The organism is Kitasatospora humi (assembly GCF_020907985.1).
Taxonomy (GTDB): domain Bacteria; phylum Actinomycetota; class Actinomycetes; order Streptomycetales; family Streptomycetaceae; genus Kitasatospora; species Kitasatospora humi.
In genome coordinates this window covers 112,021-127,691 of sequence record NZ_JAJJPA010000007.1, presented here as the reverse complement: position 1 = coordinate 127,691, position 15,671 = coordinate 112,021, and the positions used below count along the sequence as shown (strand labels likewise).

General features: G+C 71.4%; 13 protein-coding genes. 8 read left to right on the top strand and 5 right to left on the bottom strand.

The genetic code is table 11. The annotated features are described in order from the left end of the window. Positions 1 to 9: 9 nt before the first annotated feature. The 4 genes from metG to LN042_RS09980 all read right to left on the bottom strand — a co-directional run bounded on the left by metG (position 10) and on the right by LN042_RS09980 (position 5,914). Positions 10 to 1,719: a methionine--tRNA ligase gene (gene metG, locus LN042_RS09995; protein WP_230050567.1), complete on the bottom strand. Its 1,710-nt coding sequence runs from the start codon at positions 1,717 to 1,719 to the stop codon at positions 10 to 12. Positions 1,720 to 1,955: 236 nt separating this feature from the next. Continuing rightward, positions 1,956 to 3,797 carry an LCP family protein gene (locus LN042_RS09990; RefSeq protein ID WP_230050565.1) on the bottom strand — a complete coding sequence of 614 codons (1,842 nt, stop codon included), beginning with the start codon at positions 3,795 to 3,797 and terminating at the stop codon, positions 1,956 to 1,958. Positions 3,798 to 4,088: 291 nt separating this feature from the next. Next, positions 4,089 to 4,907: an inositol monophosphatase family protein gene (locus LN042_RS09985; RefSeq protein ID WP_230050792.1), complete on the bottom strand. Its 819-nt coding sequence runs from the start codon at positions 4,905 to 4,907 to the stop codon at positions 4,089 to 4,091. A 158-nt stretch (positions 4,908 to 5,065) separates the two neighbouring features. Then, positions 5,066 to 5,914, bottom strand: coding sequence for an alpha/beta fold hydrolase (locus LN042_RS09980; protein ID WP_230050563.1), 849 nt, complete (start codon positions 5,912 to 5,914; stop codon positions 5,066 to 5,068). A gap of 109 nt (positions 5,915 to 6,023) precedes the next feature. On the opposite strand from LN042_RS09980, the gene LN042_RS09975 reads away from it, so the two are divergent. Continuing rightward, positions 6,024 to 6,491 carry a MarR family transcriptional regulator gene (locus tag LN042_RS09975; RefSeq protein WP_230050561.1) on the top strand — a complete coding sequence of 156 codons (468 nt, stop codon included), beginning with the start codon at positions 6,024 to 6,026 and terminating at the stop codon, positions 6,489 to 6,491. A 42-nt stretch (positions 6,492 to 6,533) separates the two neighbouring features. Beyond that, positions 6,534 to 6,944 carry a tRNA (N6-threonylcarbamoyladenosine(37)-N6)-methyltransferase TrmO gene (tsaA, locus tag LN042_RS09970; protein ID WP_230050559.1) on the top strand — a complete coding sequence of 137 codons (411 nt, stop codon included), beginning with the start codon at positions 6,534 to 6,536 and terminating at the stop codon, positions 6,942 to 6,944. Positions 6,945 to 6,959: 15 nt separating this feature from the next. Here the strand turns inward: tsaA and lysA are convergent, their stop codons facing one another. Continuing rightward, positions 6,960 to 8,237, bottom strand: coding sequence for a diaminopimelate decarboxylase (gene lysA / locus LN042_RS09965; RefSeq protein WP_230050557.1), 1,278 nt, complete (start codon positions 8,235 to 8,237; stop codon positions 6,960 to 6,962). 800 nt (positions 8,238 to 9,037) lie between these two features. On the opposite strand from lysA, the gene LN042_RS09960 reads away from it, so the two are divergent. From LN042_RS09960 to LN042_RS09935, 6 genes are all read left to right on the top strand, one after another. Further along, complete coding sequence (locus tag LN042_RS09960) at positions 9,038 to 10,291, top strand: ATP-grasp domain-containing protein (RefSeq protein ID WP_230050555.1); 1,254 nt, start codon at positions 9,038 to 9,040, stop codon at positions 10,289 to 10,291. Positions 10,292 to 10,324: 33 nt separating this feature from the next. Continuing rightward, positions 10,325 to 11,599, top strand: coding sequence for an MFS transporter (locus LN042_RS09955; protein WP_230050553.1), 1,275 nt, complete (start codon positions 10,325 to 10,327; stop codon positions 11,597 to 11,599). 96 nt (positions 11,600 to 11,695) lie between these two features. Further along, entirely contained in the window at positions 11,696 to 12,724 is a 1,029-nt protein-coding gene (locus LN042_RS09950) for a ParB N-terminal domain-containing protein (RefSeq protein WP_504871021.1), read from the top strand. Between the two features lie 4 nt (positions 12,725 to 12,728). After that, positions 12,729 to 13,811 carry an NAD(P)/FAD-dependent oxidoreductase gene (locus LN042_RS09945; protein ID WP_230050550.1) on the top strand — a complete coding sequence of 361 codons (1,083 nt, stop codon included), beginning with the start codon at positions 12,729 to 12,731 and terminating at the stop codon, positions 13,809 to 13,811. A gap of 150 nt (positions 13,812 to 13,961) precedes the next feature. Next, entirely contained in the window at positions 13,962 to 15,257 is a 1,296-nt protein-coding gene (locus LN042_RS09940) for a lysine N(6)-hydroxylase/L-ornithine N(5)-oxygenase family protein (protein WP_308191787.1), read from the top strand. A 31-nt stretch (positions 15,258 to 15,288) separates the two neighbouring features. Continuing rightward, the gene (locus LN042_RS09935; RefSeq protein ID WP_308191786.1) at positions 15,289 to 15,669 is read left to right on the top strand and encodes a cupin domain-containing protein; all 381 of its coding nucleotides are present in this window, start codon (positions 15,289 to 15,291) and stop codon (positions 15,667 to 15,669) included. The last annotated feature ends 2 nt before the right edge of the window (positions 15,670 to 15,671 follow it).

The following is a 15,671-nucleotide window of genomic DNA, read 5'->3' as shown; positions in this document are numbered from 1 at the left end:
CGGGTGAGGCTACTGGGCGCCGAACCGCTCGCGCCAGGCCGCCAGGTCCTCGTCGGTGATCTTGGCGAAGAGCACCGGCGGGACGGTGAACGCGGTGCCGGCCGGCACGAAGTCCAGCGCGGCGGCCTGCTCCTGGTCGACCCAGGTGGGCTCGGCAGCGTCATCGGTGGCGAACACCGCGCGCATCGCGGCGGCGGTGGCCGGGATGAACGGGGCCGACAGCACACCGTAGAGGTGGATCAGCTGCATCGCCGTGCGCAGGGTCAGCGCGGCGCCCTCCGGGTTGGTCTTGATCTCCAGCCAGGGGGCCTTGGACTCCAGGTACACGTTGCCGGCGCTCCACAGCGCGCGCAGCGCCTGGGCGGCCTTGCGGAACTGCAGGGTGTCCAGGTGGCCCTGGTACTCGGCGAGCAGGCCGGCGACCTCGGCGCCCAGCGCCCGCTCGGCCTCGCCCGGGGCGTCCCCGGCCGGCACGGTGTCGCCGAACCGCTTGAGCGAGAACGAGAGCACCCGGTTGACGAAGTTGCCCAGGGTGTCGGCCAGGTCCTTGTTGACCGTGGCGGCGAACATCTCCCAGCTGAAGCTGGTGTCGTCCGACTCCGGCGCGTTGGCCATCAGGTAGTAGCGCCAGTAGTCGGCAGGCAGCAGCTCCAAGGCGGCGTCGGTGAAGATGCCGCGCTGCTGGCTGGTGGAGAACTTGCCGCCGTAGTAGTTCAGCCAGTTGAAGGCCTTGACGAAGTCGACCTTCTTCCACGGCGCCCGGGTGCCGAGCTGGGTGGCCGGGAACATCACCGTGTGGAACGGCACGTTGTCCTTGGCCATGAACTCGGTGTAGCGCACCTCGGTGGCCTCGTACCACCAGGACTTCCAGTCCCGGTTGGCCGGGTCGGCGTCCGACCACTCCTTGGTGGCGCCGATGTACTCGATCGGGGCGTCGAACCAGACGTAGAAGACCTTGCCCTGGGCGGCCAGCTCGGGCCAGACGTCGGCCGGGACCGGCACGCCCCAGTCCAGGTCACGGGTGATCGCCCGGTCGTTGAGGCCCTCGGTCAGCCACTTGCGGGCGATCGAGGAGGCCAGCGTCGGCCAGTCCTTGCCGTGCTCGTCGATCCAGGCCTCGACCTCGCCGGCCAGCTTGGACTGCAGCAGGAAGAGGTGGGTGGTCTCGCGGACCTCCAGCTCGGTGGAGCCGCTGACCGCCGAGCGCGGGTTGATCAGGTCGGTCGGGTCGAGCAGGCGGGTGCAGTTCTCGCACTGGTCGCCGCGGGCCTTGTCGTAGCCGCAGTGCGGGCAGGTGCCCTCGATGTAGCGGTCCGGCAGGAACCGGCCGTCGGCGATCGAGTAGACCTGGCGGATCGAGCGCTCCTCGATGAAGCCGTTGGCCTTCAGCTCGCGGGCGAACTCCTGGGTGATCTCGCGGTTCTGCTGCGAGGAGGAGCGGCCGAAGTAGTCGAAGGAGAGCGCGAAGCCGTCGTAGATCGCCTTCTGCGCGTCGTGCTGCTCGGCGCAGAACTCCTGGACCGACTGGCCGGCGGCCTTGGCGGCGAGCTCCGCCGGGGTGCCGTGCTCGTCGGTGGCGCAGATGTAGAGCACCTCGTGGCCGCGCTGGCGCAGGTAGCGGGAGTAGACGTCCGCCGGGAGCATGGACCCGACCATGTTCCCCAGGTGCTTGATCCCGTTGATGTAGGGAAGCGCGCTGGTGATCAGGTGTCGAGCCATCCGGGGAAGCTCCTTCATCTAGGTCGCGCCACCCGGCTCGTGCGCGGGCCGGGCGGGGCGGTCGGCGGCCATCGCCGAGGATGCAGCCATTCTATCGGCCGAGAGGTGGGCGTCCGTACCGGCTGGTCAGGGGCCGCACGGGCGGTACGGCCGGGGAGGTCCGGGGCGGCTCGGGGGGAACGGCCGGCAGCCCCCGGCTGGTGGGGCCGGGGGCTGCGGGTGCGGCTGATGGCGGGTCAGGGCTGGGGGACGTTGGGGGGAGTCGAGCCGACCCAGCTGTAGATGTACTTCGTCTGGCCGTCCTTGAAGGAGGAGTACGGGGCCGGGTTGACGTCCATGCACTGGTTGGCGTCGTCGGCCGCGTTCTGCGACTGGGCGGTGGTGGGCATGGCGGTCGGCACCGGCGCCTGCGGGGCGCCGGCGCCGCCACCGGAGCCGCCCGCCGCGCCGAAGGTGTCGCCGCTGCTCCAGTCCGTGCCGACCCGCAGGGTCACCGAGGTGCCCGACTCACCGGCCTGCTCGAGCGCCGAGTCCGGCAGGCCGAGCGCGGCGGCGACGGTCTTGGCCGAGTCCGCCTTGTTCGCCGGGTAGAGCAGCTTGGTGGGCGCGTTGGCGACCTTGGTGCCGTCGGCGGAGGCGTGCGTGAAGCCCTGCTGGACCAGCGCGTCGGTGACCGCCTTGGCACGGCCGGTGACGCCGCTGGAGTTCTGCACGTCGACATGGATGGTCGACTTGTCGACCGTCACCGAGGGCGCGGCCGGGGCGCTGCTGCTCGGCGCGGCCTGGGAGGGCGCGGCCGGGCTCGGGGAGCTGTTGGACGACGGCGGCGCGTTCGTGTCGAGCGGCACGTCGTTGACGATCATCTGGAACAGCTTCTGGGAGTCCGCGGTGGTCTCCACCAGGTCGCTTCCGGTCCTCGGGTCATGGACGTAGGTCCATGGCATGGTGACCGTGGTGATCCGGTTGGTGGGGACCTTGTTGAGCTCCAGCGCCAGGTTGGCCAGCGCGTTCACGCTGCCGAGGCCGTTGTCCACGGTGAGCGCCTTGGTCGCGGCCTGGGCCAGGTCGTTGAGCTTGAGCGGATTGGCGAGCGTGCCGGCCGACTTGAACTGGCGGATCATCGAGTTGATGTAGAGGTGCTGGGCCTGGGCGCGGCCGATGTCGGTGCCGTCGCCGAAGGCGTGCCGGGTGCGCAGCCACTCCAGGGCCTGCTCGCCCTTGACGGCATGGGTGCCGGCCGGGAGGACCAGGTGGGAGCCGATGTCGTGCAGGACGCCGTTCTGGATCTGCTGCTGGTCGTCCTTGACGTTCTGCTTGACGCACACGTTCACACCGCCGATGGCGTCGGCCATGCTCACCACACCGGCGAAGTCGACCATCATGTAGTGGTCGATGTGGATGTGGGTGAGCATCTCCCAGGTGTTCACCACGCAACCGGGGTCGCCGATGTTGAGGCTGTCGGTGATGATCGTGTGGCGGGCGGGGATGGGCGTCTTGCCGCTCTTGTCCTTGCAGGCCGGGATGCTCACCTGGGTGTCGCGCGGGATGCTCATGATCGACGCGTTGCTGCGGTCCGCCGAGAGGTGGACCAGCATCTCCACGTCCGCGTGCGGGGCGCTGTCGTCGCAGGCGCCACCGAGCTGGCAGTCCTGGGCGTTGTTGCGGCCGTCGGAGCCCAGCATCAGGATGTTCAGCGGCTTGCGGCCCTGTGCGTCGGCCTTGGAGTCCGGGGCCAGCGCGGCGCCGCCGTTGTTCAGGTCGCCCTTCTTGATGTTGGAGTTGAGCTCCTGGATGTAGAGGTAACCGCCGCCGGCCGAGACCAGCATGGTGATGCCGAGACCGTAGGCGGTGTACTTCAGTGCCCGCTTGCGCCTGGCCGCCTTGGTCAGCGGGGCCTTGCGGCTGCGGGCCCGGCCACCGGCCGCCGCGCCGTCGGCACCGTCGTTGCCCGCGGTCCGACGGCCGCGTCCGCCCTTCGAGGTCTGCTGGGCAGCACGGCGCGCAGCGGCGCGGCCGCCCTCCGCCGAGCCACCGCCGGTCGGTTGACCATCGGTCGAGCGGTTACCGTCAAGCGTCATAGGTGTCCACCAAGCGGGCTTTGCCAGGTCCTCCCTGGACTCTTGGCGGGAGACTATATCAATTCGAAATCATAGGTTTATGTGAGGATCCTGGACTTATGGGAACCCTGTGAAGGCTGTGCGCATCGATTGTTTACTCGCCGGTATCCCGGTCGTGCGCAAGGGTGTTGGGGCATCCGGCAGCGGGGGCGGGCGGCGCTTCGGGCCGTCCCACCGTCGGGTTCACGGCGGCTGCCCGACCATCGCCGAGCCGGCCGAACCGCGCGGCCGGCTCGCGCGGGACCGTCCTGTCTATTGGGGAACCGCTCGGGCGGCGTCCCCGGGCGGCGTGATCAGCTCCAGGACCCGGGCCCAGCAGGCCTGGTCGGCCGCGACCAGCAGGCCGGTGCGGTCGTCGTCGGGGCGGTAGCCGGTGCCGTCGAGGCGCTGGACCACGGCGCCGGCCTCGGTGACGAGCAGGGCGCCCGGGGCGTGGTCCCAGGGGAGGGTGCGCTGGTAGCGCAGGAAGTCCACCTCGCCGGTGAGCAGGCGCGGGTAGTCGACGCCGGCCGCCTTGGTGCCGCTCTCCAGCGCGGCGAAGCGTGACCGGACGGTCTCGACGTACTCCCGGACCACCGGATCCAGGTACTTGGTCAGCGCCGCGCCGCGGATGCGCTCGGGCTCGGCGGGCGCCGGCTCGCGGTGCAGCCGCACGCCCGAGCTCCAGGCGCCGCCGCCGAGCTCGGCGGTGAACTCCCGGCCGAGTGCGGGCTGCACGATCCAGCAGGCCACCGTGCGGCCCTCGCGCACCAGCGCCACCTGCACCGCGTACTCGGGGCGGCCCTCCACGAAGTTGGCGGTGCCGTCCAGCGGATCGACCACCCAGGCAGCCGGGGCTTCGCGCAGCGCCCGCAGCAACCCGGGGTCGGCGGCCGTCGCCTCCTCGCCCACCACGGGCGCGTCCAGCAGTTCGCGCAGCCGCCTGCTGATCAGCTGCTCGGCCTCCCGGTCGGCCACGGTGACCAGCTCGCCGGGGGACTTCTCGGTGATCTCGCCGGCGGCCAGTGCCTGAAAGCGCGGCAGGATCGCGGTGGCGGCGGCCTCGTGCAGGATTTCGGTCACTTTGTCCATGTACATGGCAGATCACATTAGCGTCGTCAACGCCGGCCGTCGCCCCAACGGGTGACCCGCGGTGGACGAAGGGCTGTACTTCTTTGAAACGGCCGCCCGCGGCACGGGGTTCACCGCACGGTCGCACCCGCGGGTGCACCGCACTGCGTCACATCAGGTCACGGCTTGGCCAGGAACTCCTTGATCAGCCGGTTGAGTTCCGGCGCCTGCTGATAGGGCATGCCGTGGTGGGAGACCCCGGGAACCAGCACCGCCTCCACATCGGGCAGCAGCCGGGCGGCGGCGGCCTGCACGGCGCGGGCGTCGTGGCAGCGGCTCTCGGCGGCCGGCAGCACCAGGGTGGGCGTCCGGCAGTCGGCCAGCCGCGCCGCGTCGGGCCGGGGCGGGACCACGGGCTTGGTGCGGGGGAACTCGGCGGCCCGGCCGTAGAGTTCGAGCCAGTCCGGGTCGAGTCGACGGCCGCCGGTCTCCCAGCTGAGGAACCGCTGGGCGCGGGCGGCGCTGGGCCGCGCCAGCATCGGCAGTGCGTGCAGCAGATAGCCCATCCGGTACCCGGCGAAGACCAGGGTGGGGTCGAGCAGCGCCATCCGCCGCACCCGCCGCGGTCGGCTCAGTGCGTAACTCATCGCGATGCTGGCGCCGTAGGAGTGCGCGAGCAGATCGGGAGCGGTCAGCGACAGGCCGTCGAGCACGCCGTCCAGCCAGGCGTGCAGGTCGTCCACCGTGCGCGGCGGCCGCTGTCCGGGCCGGCTGAGCCCGGCCTCGCCGATCCGGTCCACCGCGTAGAGCCGCCGGGTGCGGCCCAGTTCGGCGGCGTTGGCGAACCAGACCGCCGAGGTGGTGCTGCCGCTGTGCTGGAGGACCAGCGGTTCGCCGTCGCGCGGCCCGCAGGCGGTGACCACGGTGGTGCCGAACTCCGAGGTCAGTTCGATCCGTTCGACCGGAAGACCCCAGCGTTCCAGCACGGCTTCCTGGGCCGACTGGCATCGGCGCTGCTGATCGGTCATGGTGTAGCCCCCTTGAGGGAGATATGTTGCTGGGCAAGTATCTCGCTGAGCGAGAGAATAGCCCCTGGGTCGTCAGCAGTGGGAGATGGGTCGGAAGATGGATCAGCGGATGGGTCGGATACCGAACGCCGGGCCGGAGTTCGCGGTGGTGCACCTGCTGCGCGCGGTGACCGTGGAACTCGACCTGCTGGGCGGGGAGTTCGCGCAGCGCAACGGCCTGCACCCGACCGATCTGCGGGCCCTGATCTGCCTGTTGGACGCGGCCCGTTCCGGCACCCCGGCCACCCCCGGCCGGCTCGGCGCCCAGCTGAAACTGAACTCGGCGGGCACCACCGCGCTGCTGGACCGGCTGGAGCGGCTCGGCCTGGTCCGCCGCACCCGGGACGACAAGGACCGGCGGCGGGTGCTGCTGGTGGTTCAGGAGCAGGCCGTCGTGCTCGGAGAGACCTTCTTCGGTCCGCTGATCGGGGCCCTGGTGGGCATGCTGCGGGACTACGCGCCGGAAGAGGTGGCGGTGGTGCAGCGGTTCCTGGGCGGGGTGGCGGAGTTGGTGGCGCAGCGGCGCCAGGACGGTTAGCCGCTAGGCTGCGGTGCGGAGCGCCAGGAGCGGAGGCGGTGGATGGCCGAGTACGAGTACCGGCTGCGCCCGATCGGCCGGGTGGAGTCGCGGATCACCGAGCGGGCCGGTGCGCCCAGGCAGGGCGACGAGGGGGCGCCGCCCGCCTGGCTGGTCTTCGAACCCGAAGTGGAGCGCGGCCTGCGGGAGTTGACGGTCGGCGCGGAGCTTCTGGTGCTCACCTGGCTGCACCGCGCACGGCGCGATGTGCTCGCCGTGCGGCCGCGCGGGGAGGCCGGCCGCCCGGAGACGGGGGTGTTCGCCACCCGGTCCCCGGACCGGCCCAACCCGATCGGGTTGCACCGGGTGACCGTACTGGCGGTGGACGGCCTGCGGGTGCGGGTGAGTGATCTGGAGGCGCTGGACGGCACTCCGGTGCTGGACCTCAAACCGGTGCTGACCGGGGAGCGGTAGCACCGGTCGCAGCGGTCAGGCCACCTCGGTCTCCAGGGCCAGCAGTTCCGCGACGGTCTGCCGGCGCCGGATCAGCCGGCTCTGCCCGCCGTCCACCAGGACCTCGGGCAGCAGCGGGCGGGAGTTGTAGTTGGAGGACATGCTCGCCCCGTACGCCCCGGTGTCGTGGAAGACCGCCAGGTCGCCGATCTCGGCCCGGGGCAGCGGGATCGGCTCCACGTCGCCGCCCTCCGCCTGGGTGAAGACGTCGCCCGACTCGCACAGCGGCCCGGCGAGCACGGTGTCCCGCAGCGCCTCGGTGCGCGCCTCGCCGGCCGGCGTGAGCACCGAGACCCGGTGGCTGCTGCCGTACATGGCGGGCCGCATCAGGTCGTTGAAGCCGGCGTCGACCAGCAGGAAGTGGTTGCTGCCGACCGGCTTCTGCGCCCGCACCTCGCTGACCAGCGCTCCGGCGCCGGCCACCAGGAACCGGCCCGGTTCGATCTCCAGCCGCACCGGATGGCCGAGTTCGCGCACCAGTTCCTGGCGGGCCGCGTCCCAGAGTCGGAAGTAGCGCTCGGTGTCCACCTCCGGTTGGCCGGGGTGGTAGGGCACCGAGAGGCCGCCGCCGGCCGAGATCGCCCGCACGTCCCGGTCGCTGAGCCGCACCTGCTTGACCATGGTCTCGCAGACCGCCTCCAGGTGGCCGTAGTCCACCCCGGAGCCGATGTGCATGTGCAGGCCGATCAGGTCGAGCCGGTAGTGGTCGACCAACTCCAGGCTCTGCCGCAGGTGTTCGTGCCAGATGCCGTGCTTGCTCTGCTCGCCGCCGGTGTTGGTCTTGCGGCTGTGACCGTGCCCGAAGCCGGGGTTGATCCGCAGCCAGACCGGGTGCCCGGGGGAGAGCGCGCCGAGCTGCTCCAGCATCTGCGGGGAGCCGGCGTTGACCGGCAGGCCCAGCTCCACCACCCGGCGCAGGGTGGCCCGGTCCAGCACGTCGGCGGTGAGGACCACCGGTTCGTTCGGGCCGTGCACCTGGTAGCCGGCGGTGAGGGCACGCTCGATCTCACCCAGTGAGACGGCGTCGACCAGCACGCCCTCGGCCCGCATCAGGCGCAGGATGTGGGTGTTGGAGCAGGCCTTCTGGGCGAACCGGATGACGTCGAAGCTGCGCAGCCGGGCGATCTGGGCGCGGATCCGGTCGGCGTCGTAGACCCAGGCCGGGGTGCCGTACTGCTCGGCGACCCGGGCGAGTCGCGGTCCGCTCAGCGGGTCTGTGGGCTCGGCGGTCGCGGGGTGCGGCGCGGTCGTCACTGGTGGGTCCTCGGGGCAGGTCGGGGGCGGCGGGGGTGCCCAGCGCCGATCCTGCGCGATCGAGTGGCGGGTGCGCTCGGCTGTCCACTTCCTGGACGGTACTCGGGGCCCGTGGCGGTGGTGAAATCGCGCGCGGGGCCCGCGATCGCGGTGTTTCGGCCCGGGCGGCGCAGCGGCGGAACATGTCCGTGTGCGGCCCGGGGTGCGGTGGACGAATGCCAGTCGGGCGCGGCAAGGCCGGGAGAAAATTTTTCGCCGCCGGTCGCGGCCACCGGTGCCGCGCGGCGACTTCACGTACCGTGCCGACCAATTCCGACATGCCCCCGTCAAAACACCGCGCACCCAAAGCCCGCTCCGCTGCGGTGCCGGAATTCAGGGATACAACAGATTTATTCCGTGAATGGCCGCCGGAATCCGGAATCCGCCCCGTGACCTGCGGCTTCGCTGGTGGACAATCGCGCGGAAATGGCCAGCCCGACAGACTGGCCCGCGTCCAGTCTATCTTGTCGGGCTGTCAGTCGGCGTTCAACCATCCAGTCTTGACGGTTGAACGCCGGCCCCCCGGCGCAAGGTGATGTTTCAACTTCACGAGCTCGGGATGACGGTGCGTCAACGGCGCCCTTCGCAGGCGCTACGCGGCTTCGTCACAGTCGAGTTCGACAACCGGTGAAGTGTCGGCAAGACGGTCGACACTGTGTCAGCTCGCTTGTAGCTTGTGGGTCGAATTCGCGGGGACTCCACGGCGGCGACCCGGTCCGGCCTCCGGATCCAGGGGATGCGGGAGTCCAGGAAGGAAAGAAATGATCACCGGTACCGAGGTGGCGGCGCGGCCACTTCTTCTCCTGGTCGCGACGGGCATGCGGTCCTACCGCGAGTACCTGCTCCGATCGATCAGCACGGAGTTCCGGATACACCTGTTCCACACCGTGGAACCCACTTGGGAGCAGGAGTACCTGAGCGGCTGGACGGTGGTCCCCGACACCTATGACGGCCCGGCGATGGCCGCCGCCGCCGCCGAGCTGCACCGGGAGCAGCCCTTCGACGGGGTGCTCTGCTGGGACGAGGCCCGGATCCACGCGGCCTCGCACATCGCCGAGGCGCTCAAGCTGCCGAACGGCGACCCGGCCGTGATCTGGCGGATGCGCGACAAGGGACAGACCCGCCGGGCGCTGGACGCCGCCGGCCTGCCGCAGCCCGCCTCGATCCCCGTGACCACCGAGCAGGAGGCGCTGGACGCCGCCGCCCGGATCGGTTACCCGGTGATCCTCAAGCCGCGCGGCTACGGCGCCAGCGTCGGCGTGATCCGGGTGGACGGCCCGGAGCAGCTCAGCGAGGGCTTCGCCTTCACCCGTGTGGCCACCCTGCCCGACCCGGTCGTCTTCGACACCGCGGAGCCCTACCTGGTCGAGGAGTGCGTGATCGGCGAGGAGATCAGCGTCGACTCGGTGGTGCAGGGCGGCAAGGCCACCGCGCTGTTCATCGGCCGCAAGGTGGTCGGCTATCCGCCCTACGCCGAGGAGATCGGCCACCGGGTCGACGCCGCGGACCCGCTGCTCGCCGACTCCGGCTTCGCCGAGCTGCTCACCGCGATCCACGCCGCGCTCGGCTTCACCGACGGCTGGACGCACTGCGAGTTCATGCTCACCGCCGACGGCCCCAAGCTGATCGAGGCCAACGGCCGGCTCGGCGGCGACCTGATCCCCTACCTCGGCCGGCTGGCCACCGGGATCGACCCCGGCCTGGCCGCCGCCCGGGCGGCCTGCGGCCTGGCCCCGGAGGTCACCGCGACCCGCTCGCAGACCACCGCGATCCGGTTCTTCTACGTGGCCGAGGACGACACCACCATCGGCGCCATCCGGTTCGACGAGGAGCGGCTGCCGGCCGAGATCGACCGGGCGGTGGCCATCGCCGCTCCCGGCGCGGTCGTCTCGCCGCCGCCGAAGGGCACCCTGGTGGGCCGGGTGGCCTACGCCACCGTCGCCGCCGACTCGCAGCAGGCCTGCGACCGGGCACTGGACGCGGCCGGCGCCGCACTCGTCGTCACCCCGGCCTGAGCGGGGCCCACCGATGGAAAGACCTGCCGAACGATGAGCAAGAAGGCGAAACCCGCAGGACCCGGGCCGTGGAGCACCTTCGCGCAGTCACCGATCGCGGTGAAGGCGATCCTGGCCGGCGTGGTGATCAGCCGACTGGGGGCGTTCCTCAGCATCTTCCTGGTGCTCTACCTGACCTCCCGCGGCTACTCGGCCGACCAGGCCACCCTGGCACTCGGCGGCTACGGCGCCGGTGCGGTGCTCGGCATCTTGGTCGGCGGCGCGCTGGCCAACGCGCTGGGCGCGCGCAACGCCACCGTGCTGAGCATGACCGGCTCGGCGCTGCTGCTGGTGCTGGTCTACTACGTCAACAGCTTCCCGCTGATCGTCGCCTCGGTGGTGCTGGTCGGCCTCTTCCAGAGCATCTACCGACCCGCCTCCTCGGCGCTGCTGTCCGAACTCACACCGCCCGACCGGCAGGTGATGATCTTCGGGATCTGGCGGCTGGGCCTCAACCTGGGCACCACCCTCTGCCCGCAGCTCGGCTTCGCGCTGTTCCGCCTCGGCGGGCACGGCTACGCGATCCTGTTCTGGGGCGAGGCGGTGGTGGCGCTGGCGTACGGCGTGATGGCCTTCGCCACCCTGCCGCGCAAGCTGAAGCAGCAGCCCGCCGAGCCCGCGGCGGCCGAGGCCAAGGCGCCCAAGGAGAGCTACCTGCAGGTGCTCAAGGACACCCGCTACGTGTTCTACCTGCTGGCCACCCTGGTGAACGCGATCATCTACACCCAGTACCTCTCGACCCTGCCGCTGGACGTCACCCGCTCGCACGTGGACGTCTTCTGGTACAGCCTCGCGGTCTCGGCCAACAGCATCATCGTGATCCTCTTCGAGCTGCCGCTGACCAAGGTCACCCAGAAGTGGCCGCTCCGGATCAGCGTGAGCTGCGCCTTCGTCCTGGTCGGGCTCGGCGAGGCCTGCTACGGGCTGCCGTTGGGCGCGGCGGTGATCCTGATCGGCACCCTGATCTGGACGTTGGGTGAAATCCTGGGTGGCCCCACCCTCTTCGCCTACCCGGGCATGATCGCCCCCGAGCGGCTGAAGGCCCGCTACATCAGCAGCTTCCAGGTGATGTTCAACGCCGGCACCGCGATCGGACCGGTGATCGGCGGGATGCTCTTCCAGCGGCTGCACCACGGCGTCTGGCCGGTGGTGGGGCTGTTCGCGGTCATCTCGACCGTCCTCGGGGCGCTCGGCATGAGGCCGGTCCAGCCCTCGGCCGGTGCCCGGCAGCCGGCGGCCGAGGCCGAGCCGGTCGCCGAGGGCGTCTGACGACCCGCGACCGCGGCGGGTCCTTCCTTTCCAGCGCGGCTCCGGCGGCGCCTTGCGGCCACCCCGCACGGTGCGGCCGCCGACGAGCCGGCGCCGATGCGTACAACTCCGGGCTCCGCGCACATGGCGCCCGGTGACGGTTCTGGGACAACAGCTGCCCGGGGGGCACGGATGAGAACTGTGGAGCAGATACCGATCGAGGCAGTGTTGCCGGGCGACTCGCCCCGCTTCCAAGGGGTGGACGAGGAGCACGTGCGGCGGCTCGCCGAGACCGATGCCGAACTGCCACCGATCCTGGTGCACCGGGCCACCATGCGGGTGATCGACGGCGCGCACCGGCTGCGCGCCGCGCAGAGCAGGGGTGCGGACGTGATCACCGTCGAGTTCTTCGAGGGTTCCGAGGCCGAGGCCTTCATCCTGGGCGTGCAGGCCAATGTGGCCCACGGCCTGCCGCTGTCGCTGGCCGAGCGCAAGGCGGCCGCCCGCCGCATCGTCGAACTCCAGCCCGAATTGGCGGACCGGGCGGTGGCCCGGGCCACCGGGCTGGCGGCCAGCACGGTCGGGGTGATCCGGCGGCAGGCGGCGGGCGACGGCGCGCGCAGCGGCACCCGGCTGGGCCGCGACGGGCGGCTGCGGCCGGTGGACGGCGGCGAGGGGCGGCGGCGCGCGGTCGCGGTGATCCGGGACAGCCCGGACGCCTCGCTGCGGGAGATCGCCCAGGCCGCCGGGGTGTCGCTGGGCACCGCACACGACATCCGGGCCCGGCTCGACCGCGGGGAGGACCCGCTGTGCCGGCCCGAACCGCAGCCGGCCGCGCCGACCGCCGAACTGGCGGCGATGCGCCGGATCGCCAGCGAGCCGGCCACCGCCCGGCAGACCAGGCCCGAGCCGTTCGCCGGACTGGAGAGCCTGCGGCGCGACCCGTCGCTGCGCTTCACCGACCACGGGCGGGCCCTGTTGGTCTGGCTGCACCGGCGGCTGGTGGTGGTCGGCGAGGCGGAGAGCGAGTTGGACAACATCCCGCCGCACCTGCTGTCCGTGGTCGCCGAGCTGGCCCAGGAGTGCTCCGACATCTGGCACAACCTCTCGCTCGAACTCCAGTACCGTGCACGGCAGATCGGCTGATCCGATGGAACTGCGCGACGACCTCGGCATCGCGGTGATCGGCGGCGGCCTGGCCGGCGCGGTGCTCGCCTGGCGGCTGACCCGGATGGGACACCCGGTCACCGTGCTGACCGGCGGTGCCACCGTCACCCGGGACGCCACGGCGGTCTCCGGCGGTCTGCTGCGGGCCTTCGAGACCGATCCGGTGACGGCCAGGGCGGCCGCGCTCAGCCTCGCCGAACTGCGCGCCGACGCCGGACTGCGGGAGCTGGCCGGCTACCGGGAGTTCGGCTCCAGCTATCTGCTGCCGTCCGGCAGCACCGCGGCAAGGATCCGCCCGGTGCTCGACCTGGTCGATGAACTACTGCCGGGCGCAGCTGAGTTGGTGGACGCCACCGAACTGAAGACGTTCCGCGGGCTGCCGTCCGACACCTTGGCGGTGGTCGAACCGGCCGCCGGCTGCCTGTCGCCGGCCAGGCTGCGGACCGGACTGCTGGCGGCCGTCGAGGCGGCGGGCGGCACCGTCCGCGCCGAGACGGTGACGGCGCTCGCGCCCGACGGCGAGCTGCGCACGGTGGCGGGCGGCGCCGAGCGGTACCGTGCGGTGGTGGTCGCCGCCGGGCCGTGGACGCCGCGGCTGCTGCGGAGTTGGCGGCTGCCCGACCAGGGCCTGCGCGCCAAGCAGATCCAGTACACCATCGGTACCACCGACCGACTCCCGCCCGGGATGGGCGCGTTCGTGGATGAGACCAGTGGCCTCTACGGCCGCCCGGACGGCCCGCACCGGATGCTGCTCGGACTGCCCACCGACCGCTGGGACGTGGACCCGGCCGCCCTCACCCCGCTGCCCGAGCTGGCCGCCCAGGTGGCGGCGTGCGCGGCCGAGCGGCTGGGACTGGCCGACTGGCCCGGGCCGGACGCCAGGACGGCCACCGCGGCCGACTGCTGGGCCGCGCCGGGCGGCACCGGCGGGCTGCTGCTGCGCCGACTGCCGGCGGATGCGCCGCTGTTCACCTTCACCGGCGGTACCGGCGGCGCGGCCAAGACCGTGCTCGCCAACTCCCGGGATGCCGCGGCCGCGCTCGTCGAGGCCTGCCCGCCTTCCTGAGCTTTGTCCGACATATGTCAACTCGCCCTGAAAATCGTTCAGTTGAACGCCTTGTCCGGGATATGCCGAGCTGACAGCATTTCAGCCAGATCACCCGCCACCCGCCCGCGGCAGCGCTGCCCGGGGTGGCTCCCACACTTCGAAAAGGGGATGGCCTTGGCACGCCAGGACGTTGAACTGCTCGCCATCGGCGCCGGGCCGGCGAACCTCGCCCTGGCAGTGGCGCTGGAGGAGCTGGCTCCGGCGGACCTCGCCGAGCAGACCGTGATCGCCGAGCAGTACGACTCGGTGGTGTGGCAGCGCGGCATGCTGCTGCCCTGGACGCAGAGCCAGGTGTCCTTCCTGAAGGACCTGGTGACGCTGCGCAACCCGACCAGCCGGTTCTCGTTCGTCAACTACCTGCACAGCGTCGGGCGGTTGGACGAGTTCATCAACCTGGGCACCTTCACGCCCTACCGGCAGGAGATCTCCGGCTATCTGCAGTGGGTCGCCGACACGCTCGACAAGGTGCGGATCGACTACGACCGCCGGGCGGTCTCGATCGCCCCGCAGCACGGCGTCGGCGGCCGGCTGGAGGGCTGGCTGACCGGCTTCGCCGACGGCAGCGAGATCCGCTCCCGCGACCTGGTGATCGGCGCCGGGCGGGATCCGCGGATCCCCGCCGAGTTCGCCGCCCTGCCCGCCGACCGGCTGATCCACAGCGCCGACTACTCGGCTCGGATCGCCGCCCTGGACCCGGCCGGCAAGCACCGCTTCGTGGTCGTCGGCGGCGCCCAGAGCGCGGCCGAGCTGCTCTGGGCGGTGCACCAGGGGTTCCCGGCCGCCGCGACCACCATGGTGATGCGCTCCATCGGTCTGAAGAACTACGAGTCCAGCAAGTTCACCAACGAGATCTACTACAGCTCGTTCATCGACCAGTTCTTCCAGGCCACCGGCCCGGCCCGGGAGCAGCTGCTGCGGGAGATGCACCTGAGCAACTACGCCGGCCTGGCCCCGGCGATGCTGGACACCCTCTACCGGCAGCGCTACCTGGAGCGGCTCAGCGGCGACGAGCGGCTGAAGCTGATCACCATGACCGACATCACCGCCACCCGCTTCCAGGACGACGAGCTGGTGCTCACCCTGACCGACCGGCTGACCGGCACCAGCACCGAACTGGCCGCCGACTACGTGCTGCTGGGCACCGGCTTCGACAGCCGGATGCCGTCCCTGGTGCGCGGCCTGGCCGACCGGCTGGGCCTGGCGGAGACCGCCGTCGACCGCAACTACCGGCTGTGCGTGCCCGGCAACGAGGACGGCCCGTCGGTCTACCTGCAGGGCGTCAACGAGGCCACCCACGGCATCTCCGACTCGCTGCTCAGCGTGCTGGCCGTGCGTTCCAGCGAGATCGTCGGTGACCTGGTCCAGCACCGGGCGCGCACCGGTGTGCTCGCCGACGTCGCCTGAGCCCTTCTTCCGATCCGAAAGCAGACCCGCCATGACCATGGAAATCCGCCCGCTGAACCGCGACGGGCTGACCTTCGAGTACGACCTCTACACCCAGCGCCTGGTGCCCTGGCCGCTGCTGAACGCGCCGTTCGAGGGCTGCTGGTCGATCGTCGAGCCCGGCACCTCCTCGCGCCCGCACGAGCACCACGAGTACGAGATCTGGATCGCCGCCAAGGGCGAGGGCGAGATCGAGGCCGACGGGGTGCGCCGCCCGTTCAAGGCCGGCGACGTCGTGCACTTCACGCCGCACACCGAGCACTTCGCCCTCAATCCCAAGGACGCCGAGGGCAACCTGGAGTTCTACTCGATCTGGTGGGACACCGAGCTGGCCGTCGCCTTCCTGGACCGGCACCAGGCGGGCGCCCAGTGAGC